This is a genomic window from Streptomyces fuscigenes (assembly GCF_021556455.1).
GTDB lineage: Bacteria > Actinomycetota > Actinomycetes > Streptomycetales > Streptomycetaceae > Streptomyces > Streptomyces fuscigenes.
Window position 1 is genome coordinate 1 of sequence record NZ_JAKGCV010000101.1, and the last position, 14,871, is coordinate 14,871.

7 protein-coding genes are annotated in these 14,871 nt (G+C 74.2%); 6 read left to right on the forward strand and 1 reads right to left on the reverse strand.

The window, feature by feature from the left end:
* Positions 1-235 precede the first annotated feature (235 nt).
* Positions 236-2,851: a DNA 3'-5' helicase SftH gene (gene sftH / locus L1885_RS11500; protein WP_505016773.1), complete on the reverse strand. Its 2,616-nt coding sequence runs from the start codon at positions 2,849-2,851 to the stop codon at positions 236-238.
* 160 nt (positions 2,852-3,011) lie between these two features.
* Between sftH and L1885_RS11505 the strand changes: the two genes are divergently transcribed.
* The 6 genes from L1885_RS11505 to tmk all read left to right on the forward strand — a co-directional run bounded on the left by L1885_RS11505 (position 3,012) and on the right by tmk (position 14,803).
* Complete coding sequence (locus L1885_RS11505; protein WP_003967428.1) at positions 3,012-3,365, forward strand: STAS domain-containing protein; 354 nt, start codon at positions 3,012-3,014, stop codon at positions 3,363-3,365.
* A 120-nt stretch (positions 3,366-3,485) separates the two neighbouring features.
* Positions 3,486-3,932, forward strand: coding sequence for an ATP-binding protein (locus L1885_RS11510; protein WP_235796964.1), 447 nt, complete (start codon positions 3,486-3,488; stop codon positions 3,930-3,932).
* A gap of 466 nt (positions 3,933-4,398) precedes the next feature.
* A complete protein-coding gene (locus L1885_RS11515) occupies positions 4,399-4,968 on the forward strand; it encodes a small secreted protein (protein WP_235796965.1) in 570 nt (189 codons plus the stop codon).
* A 286-nt stretch (positions 4,969-5,254) separates the two neighbouring features.
* Positions 5,255-6,817, forward strand: coding sequence for a DUF7059 domain-containing protein (locus L1885_RS11520; protein WP_235796966.1), 1,563 nt, complete (start codon positions 5,255-5,257; stop codon positions 6,815-6,817).
* 864 nt (positions 6,818-7,681) lie between these two features.
* Positions 7,682-10,546, forward strand: coding sequence for a type I DNA topoisomerase (gene topA / locus L1885_RS11525; RefSeq protein ID WP_235796967.1), 2,865 nt, complete (start codon positions 7,682-7,684; stop codon positions 10,544-10,546).
* Between the two features lie 489 nt (positions 10,547-11,035).
* Positions 11,036-14,803: a dTMP kinase gene (tmk, locus tag L1885_RS11530; RefSeq protein WP_235796968.1), complete on the forward strand. Its 3,768-nt coding sequence runs from the start codon at positions 11,036-11,038 to the stop codon at positions 14,801-14,803.
* The last annotated feature ends 68 nt before the right edge of the window (positions 14,804-14,871 follow it).

Below are 14,871 nucleotides of genomic sequence, written 5' to 3' on the forward strand. Positions count from 1 at the left end.
GCCCTGACCGGCCCGGTGGCCGCCTGCGGGGCGGCAGGGCGTGTGGCGGCCGCGCAGGGCGCCAGGCTCGCGCGCTGCACGATCGAGGGGGAGGTGGCGGACGTGGCGGTGGAGGCCGGAACGGGCCCGTTCCGCCCCACGGTCCGGGCGCGTGCCGGACCGGGGCCGAGCGGTTGAGACCGCCCTGGAACCGGCGTGGCGCGATACCGCTCGCAGACCTGTGGCGCGCGGGCGCCTACGGAGCGGCGGGCTCGTCCGCGACCGCCGGGCTCGTCGCCCTGCCGGCCGTCCGGGCATCGGCGGTCCCCGCCGCGGCCCGGTCACGTCCGGCCTGCCCGGAGGCCTCGGACGGTGAGACCCCGGCGCTCGGGCCCTCCCCGGCGCCCGGAGTTCCGCCCCCAGCCGGTGCGGTCCCGGCAACCGGCGCCTCCGCGTCGCCCGCGGTGTCCCCGGCGCCCTGCGCGGCCTCGGACGGCGCCCGGTCCTCGGGGGCGCTCCTGAGGAGTTCTCCCAGGAGCCGCACCGCGGCGCGCTTGTGCAGGGGGTCGTTCCCGTTGCCGCACTTGGGCGACTGGATGCAGGACGGGCAGCCTGCCTCGCATTCGCACGAGGCGATCGCCTCGCGGGTCGCGGCGAGCCAGGAGCGCGCCGTGTGGAAGGCGCGCTCGGCGAAGCCCGCGCCTCCGGGGTGTCCGTCGTAGACGAAGACCGTCGGCAGCAGGGTGTCGGGATGCAGGGGCACGGAGACGCCGCCGATGTCCCAGCGGTCGCAGGTGGCGAAGAGCGGGAGGAGTCCGATGGATGCGTGTTCCGCGGCGTGCAGGGCGCCGCCGAGCTGCTCGGGATTGACGCGCGCCCGGTCGAGCTGGTCCTCGGTGACCGTCCACCACACGGCCCTGGTGCGCAGGGTCCGCGGCGGGAGGTCGAGCTTGCTCTCGCCGAGCACCTCGCCCGTGATGAGGCGGCGCCGGAGGAAGGAGACGACCTGGTTGGTGACCTCGACCGAGCCGTAGCACAGGCGCCCGTCGCCCCAGGGGATCTCGGTCTCCGTATCCAGGACGGAGATCGCGGTCGTGTCCCGGGCCGTCGTCGAGTAGGGCGGGTTCGCCTCCTCGACGAGGGCCACCGAGTCGGCCAGGTCCAGCTGCTTCACGAGGTACGTGCGGCCCTGGTGCAGGTGGACGGCGCCGTCGTGGACGGCCGTGTGGGACGCGGCCTCGTCGACCGTGCCCAGCAGGCGGCCCGTGCCGGCCTCCACGATCTGGACGGGGCTGCCGCCCGAGCCGCGGATGTCCGCGAGGTCGGCGGCGCGGCGGCGCTGGGTCCAGTACCAGCCGGAAGAGCGTCGCCGCAGCAGCGCGGCCGCCTCCAATTGCGGCAGCACGTCCGCCGCGGCGGGCCCGAACAGCGGCAGGTCCTGCTCGGTGAGGGGCAGCTCGGCCGCGGCGGCGCACAGGTGCGGGGCGAGGACGTAGGGGTTGTCGGGGTCGAGGACGGTCGACTCGACGGGCTGCTGGAACAGCGCCTCCGGGTGGTGGACCAGGAAGGTGTCCAGGGGGTCGTCCCGCGCGACCAGCACGGCCAGGGCGCCCTGCCCGGAGCGGCCCGCGCGGCCGGCCTGCTGCCACAGGGAGGCCCGCGTGCCCGGATAGCCGGTGATCAGCACGGCGTCGAGGCCGGAGACGTCGATGCCGAGCTCCAGGGCGGTGGTGGCCGCGAGGCCGAGGAGTTCGCCCGAGTGCAGGGCGGCCTCCAGGGCGCGGCGTTCCTCGGGCAGGTAGCCGCCCCGGTAGGCGGCCACCCGGCCCGGCAGGGAGCGGTCGACCTCGGCGAGACGCTCCTTGGTGATCACGGAGATCAGCTCGGCGCCGCGCCGGGAGCGCACGAAGGCGACCGTGCGCACGCCCTGCACCGTCAGGTCGGTGAGGAGGTCGGCCGTCTCCGCGGTCGCGGTACGGCGGACGGGGGCGCCCTTCTCGCCGTGGAACTCGGTGAGCGGCGGCTCCCAGAGGGCGAAGACGACCTCGCCGCGCGGCGAGGCGTCGTCGGCCACCTCGCGCACGGGCAGACCGGTGAGGCGGCCCGCGGCGACGGCCGGCTGGGCTGCGGTGGCGGAGGCGAGGAGGAAGACCGGGTGCGCTCCGTAACGGGCGCACACGCGGCGCAGCCGCCGCAGGACCTGGGCGACGTGCGAACCGAAGACGCCCCGGTAAGTGTGGCACTCGTCGATCACGACGTAGCGCAGGGCGCGCAGGAACGACGCCCAGCGCGGATGGGAGGGCAGTATCCCGCGGTGCAGCATGTCGGGATTGGTCAGGACGTAATTGGCGTACTGCCTGACCCACTCGCGCTCCTCGACGGGGGTGTCCCCGTCGTAGACGGCGGGGCGTACGGCCGTGCCGAGCGGGGCGGCGAGGTCGCGCACGGCGCGCCGCTGGTCGGCGGCGAGGGCCTTCGTGGGCGCCAGGTACAGGGCTGTGGCGCCGCGGCCGTTCGGCGCCTCCGAACCCTCCAGGAGCGTGGTCAGCACGGGCGCCAGGTACGCGAGCGACTTGCCCGAGGCGGTACCCGTCGCGATCACGACGGACTCGCCGTCGAGGGCGTGCTCGGCGGCCTCGGCCTGGTGGGCCCAGGGATGCTCGATTCCGGCGCGCTGGACGGCGGCGACGACCTCGGGCCGAATGCGGTCCGGCCAGACTGCATGACGGCCGGGGCGCGGGGGCAGGTGCTCCGTATGGGTGATGCGCGCAGCCCGGCCCGCCCCTGCGGCGAGCCGGTCGAGGACCGTGTCCGGGGAGGGGCGGTCGTCCCCGCTCCGGGCGGGGCCATTGGGGTGGTGATTCCTGGCCATCGGCATCGAGTGTGTCACTGGCGTGCGGGACAATGGCCCCAAGGCGTCGTGCATGGCTGCTGGTAAGTGATTGAATGCCATCGCGGCTGGCGATACGTCCCCTGGCTCCGTCGGGGAGACCCGAGGGGCGACCGCTCGATAGCAAGGTGCTGGAGGATCCGTGGACCTGTCCCTGTCGACTCGCAACGTGTCCGGCCCTGGAGGCGACCGTACGGTCGTCGAGGTCGGTGGCGAGATTGATGTATATACCGCGCCCAAGCTGCGCGAGCAGTTGGTGGAGTTGGTGAACGACGGCAGCTACCACCTGGTCGTCGACATGGAGGGCGTGGACTTCCTCGACTCGACCGGGCTCGGCGTGCTCGTCGGCGGACTCAAGAGGGTCCGTGCCCATGAGGGCTCGCTGCGTCTCGTCTGCAACCAGGAGCGCATTCTCAAGATCTTCCGGATCACGGGTCTCACCAAGGTGTTCCCGATCCACACCACGGTGGACGAGGCCGTGGCCGCCACCGACTGACGTCGGCAGCGGCTTCCGGAGGAATGGGCTGGGGAGCCGGGCGATCATGCCCGGGTCCCACGCCCGCAAGCCCGTGGAAGTGGTGGAGAGTGCACGCTCGTATGTTCGAGGGGGATCCGAATGGCCACCGTTGAACTCCGCTTCAGCGCCCAGCCGGAGCATGTCAGGACGGCCCGCCTCGTGGCGGCTGCCGTGGCGCGGCGGGCAGGAGTCGACGAGGCTGTGCTCGACGAGGTGCGGCTCGCCGTCGGTGAGGCATGCAGCCGCGCCGTGGGACTGCACCGCAGTCACGGCATCACGTCCCCCGTCAAGGTCGTGCTGACCGAGGAGGAGAAGACGTTCTCCATCGAGGTCGGCGACGATGTGCCGGGTTCCGGCGCTTCGGCCGCGGGTGTGCCCGAGGCGCGCCCCGGCGCGGACGGACACGATGCGGACGCCGAGGGCGAGGACGAGATGGGGCTTGCGGTCATCAGCGGCCTCGTCGACGACGTGAAGGTCACGTCCGGCGCCGACGGCGGAGTGATCCGCATGAGCTGGCCGACGGCCGCGGCGATCCCGCTGGTCTGAGGCGACCCGGTTCGCGCCACCGGCTTGTGGCGGCCCGGGTTCGCGCGACGAGGAGAGGTCCTGTGAGCAGGGCCTCTTTCCTTGTTTCCCGCCCCTGCGCCTGGCCGTGTCGACGTCCGCCTCTGCCGCGATCTGTTCCGGTATTCGATCCTTTGTCTGGCTGTCCCGGTTTCCCCTGTGCCGGGCTCCCCCGGCGCGGGGTTTCTCGTGATCGCCCGCCCCTGCCGACGATCACTCCCGCACTCCCGGCCGGCGGCCCCCGCCGGACCGCTCGCGGGGGTCCGAGCGCCGGCGCCCCTCCCTCGATCGGGTGAAGGGCTGAACATCTGTACCCGTGGGTAGCGTGAGGTGTCTCTCCTGCGGTGCATATCGGCCCAAGCGGGAACGGATGGGACGGCGGGGGCGGAGGAAGGGGTCGGACGCCGTGTAAGTTCCGGGGCCGAGAGCCTCGGAAGGGACCGATTCAGTGAACAAGAAGCTAGCGGCGACACTGTCCGGTGGCGCGGTGGTGCTCCTGGCGCTGTCCGGCTGCGGCAACGACGACGCCAAGGTGAACGACTGGGCCAAGGGCTTCTGCGACAAGGTGCAGCCGCAGCGCAAGGCGATATCCGACGCCAACGCGTCGATCGTCAAGGCCACGTCCACGGCCAGCTCGCCCGACGACGTGAAGAAGGTCGACTCGGCCGCCTTCCAGAGCAACGCCAACGCGTACGCGGCCCTGGCCTCCGCCGTGAAGTCGGCCGGCGCTCCGCCCGTGGACGACGGCGCCAAGACGCAGCAGGCCGCGGAGAAGGAGCTCGACGCGACCTCGGCGGCGTACGCCCAGCTCAAGAAGCAGGTCGACGCGCTGGAGACCAAGGACCAGGCCAAGTTCGCGCAGCAGCTGGGCGACGTGTCCACACAGCTCGGGAAGATCGGCTCCACCGGCGACTCGGCGCTGCGCAAGCTCCAGTCCGGCGACCTGGGCACCGCCATGGCCAAGCAGCCGGGGTGCAAGAGCACCCCGTCCGCCTCCGGCGCCTCCACGGCCTCCTAGGCCGCGCCCGGCACCTGCCGTCGGCCCCGCCCGCCGGGCGGGCGCCGGCCTGTGTCGGACGCACCCCGTGGCTGAGGGCCGGGCGCCGGCCCGTACCCGCCACGAGTGAACTCGGACGGCCCGGCCGCAGAGCCACTGCACCTCGTCCGCGGGACCACGGCACCCCGGCGCGAGAGCCGCGGCGCCGGGGCCCCGGCGGGTCGCCGGCCGTGGGCCCACCCGGCTCGCACGCCCCGGGGGCGGGCCCTTGCGGGCCGCTGTCAGTGGCGGCGGTCACAATGTCAGGGTGAGTGCCACCAGTCTTCCCGTACCCGACCGCGCGGACAGGCTTCGCGAAGCCCTGCTCGCCGCGGAGTTCACCGTCGACGGCCTGCTCGACCTGCTGGGCGCGCCCGCGTACGCCGCGCTGGCGCGCAGCGAGACCGTCCCAGCCCTCCGCGCCACCCGCGGCGCGACCCGGCTCGACACGCTGGTGAGGCTGTTTCTGCTCCAGCAGACCGTGCCCCTGGAGCGTGCCCGCGCCGCGCTGCCGCTGGACGAGGCGCTGGCCGACGGCTGGCTCGTCCCCGACGCGGCGGACGGGACGGACGGGACGGACGGGACGGACGGGGCCGGCGCGGGGGCGCGCGCCACGGTCGACATCCGGCCCTACGGCGGTCCGGAGGGAGAGGACTGGTTCATCGTCTCCGACCTCGGCTGCGCCGTCGGCGGGGCCACGGGCGCGAGCGGCCGCGGGGAGGTTGTCGTGCTCGGGGTGGGCGGCGCCTCGACGACGCTCGCGGGGCTCACCGTCCGTACGCGGGTGGAATCGGCCCTCGACCTGGGCACGGGCTCCGGCATCCAGGCCCTGCACGCCTCCCGCCACGCCGGGCACGTAACGGCGACGGACCTGAACCCCCGGGCGCTGTCCTTCACACGCCTGACCCTCGCGCTCTCCGGGGCAGGTGAGGCCGAGCTGCTGACGGGCTCGCTGTTCGAGCCGGTCGGGGACCGGACGTTCGACCTGGTGGTGTCCAATCCGCCGTTCGTGATCTCCCCGGCGGGGCCGGACCGCGACGGCGCCCGGCGCACGTACCGGGACGGCGGGATGGCCGGCGACGACCTGTGCCGCACCCTCGTCCAGCAGGCCGGTGCGCATCTCGCCGACGGCGGGTTCGCGCACTTCCTCGCCAACTGGGAGCACGTCGAGGGCGAGGAGTGGCAGGACCGCCTGCGCTCCTGGGTGCCGCGCGGCTGCGACGCGTGGATCGTGCAGCGGGAGGTCCAGGACGTCACGCAGTACGCCGAGCTGTGGCTGCGCGACAGCGGCGAGCACGAGACGTCCGACCCGGAGCGGTACGCCCGTCTGTACGACTCCTGGCTCGACGAGTTCGAGGCGCGCAAGACGCGGTCCGTCGGCTTCGGCTGGATCACGCTGCACCGCAGCGGGGCCGAGCACCCCTCCGTCGTCGTGGAGGACTGGCCGCACTCCGTGGAGCAGCCCCTCGGCGACACCGTGCGCTCCCACTTCGCCCGCCAGGACTACCTGCGCGCGCACGACGACGCGGCGCTGCTGGAGGGGCGGTTCACGCTGGCGTCCGAAGTGGTGCAGGAACAGGTCGGGTTGCCCGGCGCGGAGGACCCCGAGCACGTGGTGCTCCGTCAGCACCGGGGCATGCGCCGGGCGACCAAGGTGGACACCGTCGGCGCGGGCTTCGCGGGCGTCTGCGACGGGACGCTCAGCGCGGGCCGCATCCTCGACGCGATCGCCCAGCTCGTCGAGGAGGACGCGGTGGCCCTGCGGGACCGCACCCCCTCGTCCATCCGCCTGCTGGTGGAGGAGGGCTACCTGGAGCCGCTGAGCGACTAGGCCCCCGTGGGTGCCGCGAAGGGCCGACGCCGTGACGTGACCGGGGCGCCGTGACGTGACCGGGGCGCCGCGACGTGACCGGGGCGCCGCGACGTGACCGGGGCGCCGCGACGTGGCCGGGGTGCCGCGACGGGGCCGGGACCGTCCGGGGGCCCCGAGGGGCGTGCACCTTGCTGCGGAAGAGGCGGTTCCGCGCGCCGGTGGTACTCGTCGGCGGGCGGCGCACGGCAGGGCGTGCGCCGCCCCGGCGCGAGGTGGGGCGCGGCGGCGGGGGCGTGCGCAGTGACCGCCGCCGGAGCGGAGGCCAGGGGTCCTCGCCGGCGTGGTCTTCGTCGCTTCCGGCGCGTGGTGCGTCATGCGTAGGTGATTTCCGCCGTTGTGGCGGAACCGTTCCGGCGTTGTGGCGGAACCGTTCCGGCCGCGCCGTCACGAGCAGGCACCCGTCGGCGACCGGAACGTGCGGCGCAGGGCCCGCCCCGCGGCCGGCGCAGGGCCTGGCGGCCGGCCCGCTACCCCCTCGGACCTGCGGAAAAGGGGACGGATGCGACGCCCTTCGGCGTCAGGAGCCGGCAGTGGCCCGGCGCGGGGCGGAACGCACGGGATGCCCCGCCGCCGGCGGGGCCGCGCGCCGCGAGGGGCGGGGCCCGGCGGCAGGAACGGCGGGAGTCGGGTTACGGTTCGAGAGGCCGCTGCGGGAATGCGCCGTTTGACACAGGGGCGGGTTGTACCGTCACACTCCGCAGCGGAGGAGCGTCCCAGTGGGGCCACACCACGGGTCCCGTGGCGTCGCGCCGTACTGTCGTAAGAGTCGTACGGACCCGCGCCGGGCCCCGTCGAGCGTCGACCGGAGAGAGAAGAACGAAGTTGTCCCCGACCAGCGAGACCGCGAACGGCGGCCGCCGACTCGTCATCGTCGAGTCGCCCGCCAAGGCCAAGACGATCAAGGGCTATCTGGGTCCTGGGTACGTCGTCGAGGCGAGCGTCGGGCACATCCGCGACCTGCCGAACGGCGCTGCCGAGGTCCCCGAGAAGTACACCGGCGAGGTGCGCAGGCTCGGCGTGGACGTCGACCACGACTTCCAGCCCATCTACGTGGTGAACTCCGACAAGCGCTCCCAGGTCCGCAAGCTCAAGGAGCTGCTGGCCGAGTCGGACGAACTCTTCCTCGCCACCGATGAGGACCGCGAGGGCGAGGCCATCGCCTGGCACCTCCAGGAGGTGCTCAAGCCGAAGGTCCCCGTCCACCGGATGGTCTTCCACGAGATCACCAAGGACGCGATCCGGGCGGCCGTCGCCAACCCGCGCGAGCTGAACACCCGGATGGTCGACGCGCAGGAGACCCGCCGCATCCTCGACCGGCTGTACGGCTACGAGGTCTCGCCGGTCCTGTGGAAGAAGGTCATGCGGGGCCTGTCCGCGGGCCGCGTGCAGTCCGTGGCGACCCGCCTCGTCGTCGAGCGGGAGCGCGAGCGCATCGCGTTCCGCTCCGCCGAGTACTGGGACCTGACCGGGACCTTCGGCACCGGCCGCAAGGGTGACGCCTCCGACCCGTCGACGCTGGTGGCGCGGCTGGTGTCGGTCGACGGACGCCGCGTGGCACAGGGCCGCGACTTCGGTTCCGACGGGCGGCTGAAGTCCGACCAGGTCCTCCACCTGGACGAGGCGAACGCCCGGGCGCTGGCGACGGCGCTGGAGTCGGCGTCGTTCGCGGTGCGCTCCGTCGAGTCGAAGCCGTACCGCCGTTCGCCGTACGCGCCGTTCCGCACGACGACCCTCCAGCAGGAGGCGTCGCGCAAGCTCGGCTTCGGCGCGAAGGCGACGATGCAGGTCGCCCAGAAGCTGTACGAGAACGGCTTCATCACCTACATGCGTACGGACTCCACGACGCTGTCCGACACGGCGGTCTCGGCGGCCCGCGCGCAGGTCACGCAGTTGTACGGCGGGGACTACCTGCCCGACAGGCCCCGCACGTACGCCGGCAAGGTCAAGAACGCGCAGGAGGCGCACGAGGCGATCCGTCCCTCGGGCGACCGCTTCCGCACCCCCGCCGAGACGGGGCTGACCGGCGACCAGTTCCGGCTCTACGAGCTGATCTGGAAGCGGACCGTCGCCTCCCAGATGAAGGACGCGGTCGGCAACAGCGTCACCGTCCGCATCGGCGGCCGCTCCGCCGACGGCCGGGACGCCGAGTTCTCCGCGTCCGGCAAGACCATCACCTTCCACGGCTTCATGAAGGCGTACGTCGAGGGCGCGGACGACCCGAACGCGGAACTCGACGACCGCGAGCGCCGGCTGCCGCAGGTCGCCGAGGGCGACGCGCTGCGCGCCGAGGAGATCACCGCCGACGGCCACTCGACCAAGCCGCCCGCCCGCTACACCGAGGCGTCGCTGGTCAAGGAGCTGGAGGAGCGGGAGATCGGCCGTCCTTCGACGTACGCGTCGATCCTCGGCACGATCCTGGACCGCGGCTACGTGTTCAAGAAGGGCACGGCGCTCGTCCCGTCGTTCCTCTCGTTCGCCGTGGTCAACCTGCTGGAGAAGCACTTCGGCCGGCTCGTCGACTACGACTTCACGGCCCGCATGGAGGACGACCTCGACCGCATCGCGCGGGGCGAGGCGCACTCCGTGCCGTGGCTGAAGCGCTTCTACTTCGGTGAGGGCGGCGAGGACGCGGGCGCGGCCTCCGGCGCGGGCAACGGCGACGGCGACCACCTCGGCGGGCTCAAGGAGCTCGTCACGGACCTCGGCGCGATCGACGCGCGCGAGATCTCGTCCTTCCCCGTCGGCGACGGGATCATGCTGCGCGTCGGCCGGTACGGCCCCTACGTGGAGCGCGGCGAGAAGGACGCGGAGAACCACCAGCGCGCGGACGTGCCGGAGGACCTGGCTCCCGACGAGCTGACGACCGAGTACGCGGAGGAGCTGCTGGCCAAGCCGAGCGGCGACTTCGAGCTCGGCGTCGACCCGGACAGCGGCCACCCGATCGTCGCGAAGGCGGGACGCTACGGCCCGTACGTGACCGAGGTGCTGCCCGACGACACCCCGAAGACCGGCAAGAACGCGGTCAAGCCGCGGACGGCCTCGCTGTTCAAGTCGATGTCGCTGGACACCGTCACCCTGGCCGAGGCGCTGAAGCTGATGTCCCTGCCGCGCGTGGTCGGCGCGGACGCCGAGGGCGTCGAGATCACCGCGCAGAACGGCCGCTACGGCCCGTACCTGAAGAAGGGCACGGACTCGCGGTCGCTCCAGACGGAGGACCAGCTCTTCGACATCACCCTCGACGAGGCGCTGGCGATCTACGCGCAGCCGAAGCAGCGCGGTCGCGCCGCGGCCAAGCCGCCGCTGAAGGAACTGGGCACGGACCCGGTCAGCGAGCGTCCCGTCGTCGTCAAGGACGGCCGCTTCGGCCCGTACGTCACCGACGGCGAGACCAACGCGACGCTGCGGACCGGCGACAGCGTCGAGGAGATCACTCCCGAGCGCGGCTACGAGCTGCTGGCGGAGAAGCGCGCGAAGGGCCCCGCCAAGAAGACGGCGAAGAAGGCCACCACGAAGAAGTCGACGGCGAAGAAGACCACGGCGAAGAAGGCCGCGACCAAGACGGCGACCGCCAAGACGACGGCCACCGCCAAGACGGCCGCCAAGAAGACGACGGCGAAGAAGGCCGCGGCGAAGACGACGGCGGCCTCCGCGAAGGCGCAGGCCTCGTCGCAGGAGTCGGACGGCTGAACCGGCGCGGACGGGCGGGCGGGCAGCGATCCGCCCGAGCTGCCCCTCGCCGCTGCCCCTCCGCCGCCCGCCGCCGAGTAGCGCACCCGGAGCGCCCGACGCCCGCCGATCCCCGGCGCGTCGGGCGCTCGGCCGTTCGTGGCGTACGAGCGCGAGGTACGGGCGTGCGGGACGTGAAGGGGGAGGACCCCGGTCAGGAGGCGGGCGCCGTCACCCTGGAAGCGTCGGCCCCGCACGGATGGTGACGGCACCTCCGTATCGGTGCTCTCATCCGCTCGTAATCTGGTCGTATGGGCAGTTTCGTATGAACACGCCGTAGTCGATCAGCCCTGCGCGGCCGGCGCGGAACGCGGGGTACCGGCTCCGACCGGCCGGAACGGGCCAGGGACGCCGCGGAGGACCGCCGGACCGCCCGGGCGGGTGCAGGTATTGGTTCATCTGTACGGACGGGGACTCCGTCAGGTGGCACCGTCCCGATAGGCTGGGCGGATGACGCGAGCCGAGCCAACGGTCGTGAGCCCCACCTCCGACCACGACGCACTTGCCGCAGACTCACGGGAGCGCGCCGTTCGTTCCCTGCTGCGCCTTCCGCCGCTGAGGCGGCTCTGGGGCGCGCAGTTCGCCGGCGCCATCGGCGATGTGCTTGCGGTGCTTGTGCTGGTGGTGCTGACCCTCCAGGCAGCCATCACCGACGGCTCGTTCGGGCCGGGATACCGGGGCGTGGCGTTCGCCGTCGCCGCCGTCTTCGGCGCGCGGGTCGTCGCGACGCTGCTGTTCGGCGCGGTCCTGCTCGGGCCCCTGACGTCGCTGCTCGCACCGGGCAGCGGGAAGCCCCGGCCGGCGTCCGAGAGCCCCGAGCACCCCGAGCACACGGATGCCGGTGCCGGCGGCGCCTCGGTGATCGCCCCCGGCGACACCCGGCCCACGCTCGGCGCGGCCTCACCCGCCCGGCCGAAGGCCAAGGCGGGCAGGGCGCCGCGCGACGGCGGCCCGCTCGACCGCCGCTGGACGATGATCGTCGCCGATGCCGTCCGGCTCGCGCTGCTGATCGTCGCACCGCTGTGGATCACGTGGATGCCGGACCGCGCCCTGCCGATCCTGCTCAGCACGGTCTTCGTGGCCGGGGTCGCGGAACGCTTCTGGACCGTGGCCAAGGACAGCGCCGCGCCCGCCCTCCTGCCGCCGCCTCCGCCCGAGGGCGACGCGGTGCGGCCCCTGCCCGACCACCTGGACGCGCTGCGCCGGCTGTCGCTGCGCACGTCGTTCCTCGCGGTGCCCGCGGCGGCGTTCGTGCTGCTGGTGGCGACGCTGATCAACAATCTGATCGGCACGGGCGTCGAGTGGTTCACGCTCCACCAGGTCGCGCTCGGCTCGTACGTCGCGGCCGGGCTGTTCGCCGCGTCGGTCTCCACGCTCACCCTTCTCGAACTGCCCGACGGCAGGACTCCCCGTCCCCGCTCCCCGCTGGAGGGACTGCGGCGGCCGGTCGTCGCGGCCCCGGCCGGCTCCGGGCCCGCGAAGGGCTCCGGCTCCGCCGCCGGTTCGGCGGCCGGGGAGGGTACGGACGGCGCTGCCGCCGGCGGGGCGACCCGCGCCGACGGCGGCGCGGACCGCGGCCGCACGGGCGTGGTGCCGGTACTGGTCCTGGCCTGCGGCGCGATCGCCGCGGCCATCACCTCGGCCGTGGCCGTCGCCGTCCTGGACGCCAAGGACCTGGGCGGCGGCCCGGTCGCGTTCGCGCTGCTCGTCCTCGCCCTGGCCGGCGGCACGGGCCTCGGCATCCGGCGGGGCCAGAAGGTGCTGCCCGCCCTCTCGCGCAACCGCCTGATGGTCCTCGCGATCGCCGTCACCGGCGTCGCGCTGCTGGTGATGGGGCTGGTGCCGGACACGGCGACCGTCCTGTTCCTCGCGCTGCTCGCCGGCTTCTCGGCGGGCGTCGCCGCCAACGCCGGCCACGTTCTCGTCGAACTGCAGGCCGAGGAGCGCCGGCGCGCCCGGCTGACCGAGCACCTCCAGGCGGTCGTACGGGTCGCCATGGCGGCAGCGGCGATCGTCGCGCCGCTCGTCGCTGCCGCCATCGGGCCGCACCGCCTGGCCGGCGGCGACTTCGTCTTCGCGCACGGCGGCGCCGCCTTCACGCTGATGCTCGCCGGTGCCCTGCTGCTGCCGGTCGCCGCGGTCGTCCTGGCCAAGACCGACGACCGTTCCGGCGTGCCGCTGCGGCACGACCTGCTGGAGGCCGTCCGCGGGGGATCCGACCCCGCGCAGGTCCCGGCAGGACCCGGCTTCTTCATCGCCGTCGAGGGCGGCGACGGCGCCGGCAAGTCGACGCAGGTCGAGGCGCTGGCCGAATGGATAAGGGCCAAGGGCCACGAGGTCGTCGTCACCCGCGAGCCGGGCGCCACACCCGTCGGCAAGCGGCTGCGGACGATCCTGCTCGACGTGTCGAGCGCGGGCCTGTCGAACCGCGCGGAGGCGCTGCTGTACGCGGCGGACCGCGCCGAGCACATCGACTCCGTCGTCCGGCCCGCCCTCGAACGTGGCGCGATCGTCGTCTCCGACCGCTACATCGACTCGTCGGTGGCGTACCAGGGCGCGGGCCGCGACCTCTCGCCGACCGAGATCGCGCGGATCTCGCGCTGGGCCACGCAGGGCCTCGTGCCGCACCTGACCGTGCTGCTCGACATCGACCCGGCGACGGCCCGCGAGCGCTTCACGGAGGCGCCCGACCGGCTGGAGTCGGAGCCCGCGGAGTTCCATCAGCGGGTGCGCACCGGGTTCCTCACGCTCGCGGCCGCCGATCCGGCGCGGTACCTCGTCGTCGACGCGGGCCAGGGCCCCGACGCCGTCACGACGACCGTGCGCCACCGGCTCGACCGGCTGCTGCCGCTCTCCGAGGCCGAGATCAAGGCCCAGGAGGAGGCGCGCAAGGCCGCGATCGAGGAGGCCAGGCGCCGCGCCGAGGAGGAGGCCGCGCGCGAGGCCGCCAGGAAGGCGGAGGAGGAGCGCCTGGAGCGCGAGCGGCAGGAGCAGCTCGCGAAGCTCCGCGCCGAGGAGGAGGAGCGCAAGCGCCGCGAGCTGGAGGAGGCGCGGCAGCGCGAGATCGAACGCCAGGAGGAAGAGGCCAGGCAGCGCGCCGAGGAGGAGCGCCGCAGGGCCGAGGAGGAGCGGCTGCGTGCCGAGGAGGAGGAGCGGCGGCAGGCCGAGGAGGCGGTCAGGAGGGCCGAGGAGGAGCGCCTGCGGGCCGAGGAGGACGAGCGCCGCCGGGCCGCCGAGCAGGCCGCCTACGAGGCCGAGCAGGAGCGCCTGAAGGCGCGGGCCGCCGAGGAGGCGCGCCAGCGCCAGGAGGACGCCGAGCGGCGCCGCGAGAAGCAGCGCAGGTCGGAGGAGGCGCTGCTGAAGGCCGAGGAGGCCAGGCGGCGCGCCGCCGAGGAGGCCGCTGCCGCCGCGGCGGCAGCCGCCGAGCGGGAGCCGGACGTGTCGCCGAACGAGACGACGCTCCAGACGCCGGTCGTCGGCGGGCCGGACGCCGGGACGCAGGACCCCGACTCGGGCTCCCGCGATTCCTCGGGCTCCGGTACCGGCGCCGACTCCGGGCGCGGCCGGGACGACGAGCGCGGCGCCGACGACCGCGACGACGACCGCGGCGCCGACGACCGCGACGACGACCCGGACGGCCGGTCCGGACCGCACTCCGCCTCCGACGACGTGGCGCGCGACGTGCCGCGGCGCCGTCCCTCGTGGGCCGCGGAAGGCGCGCCGGGAGCCTCGGGTACGCCCGCCGCGGGAACCTCGACCGTGAGCGACGCGGCCCCTTCGGACGCGGCCTCCTCGGACAGCGAGGAGACGACGACCCTGCCGAGGTTCGCCGACGCCGACGCGGAGCTTCCGATCTCCGCCGAGGAGCGGGAGGCGGAGGAGACGGCGGTGCTGCCGCAGTACCGCCCCTCGGACGAGACGGCCGTGCTGCCGCAGGTACGGGACGACGCGCCCGGCGCCTCCGGCCCGGGCGAGGGCGGCAACGAGCGCACGCGCGAGATCCCGCAGTTCCAGCCGCCGCACCAGGCCGCTCCCGCCGAGGACGCCCAGGCCCGGGACACCCGGGGCCGCGGCGGGCAGCGCCGTCGCTCGGACTGGGCGGAGGAGACCCCGCTCGACGACCTGCCGACGCTGGCCGACGAGCTGCTCGGCGGGCACGACGACGAGGACGACGGACCCGCCGGCGGCGGCGGCCGGCGCGGGGGCCGCAGGCGCTGAGCCGGCCCGGCGGGGACTGTCCGACCCACCCGCCACAATGGAGGAGAACGACGGGACCGCGTCCGCGT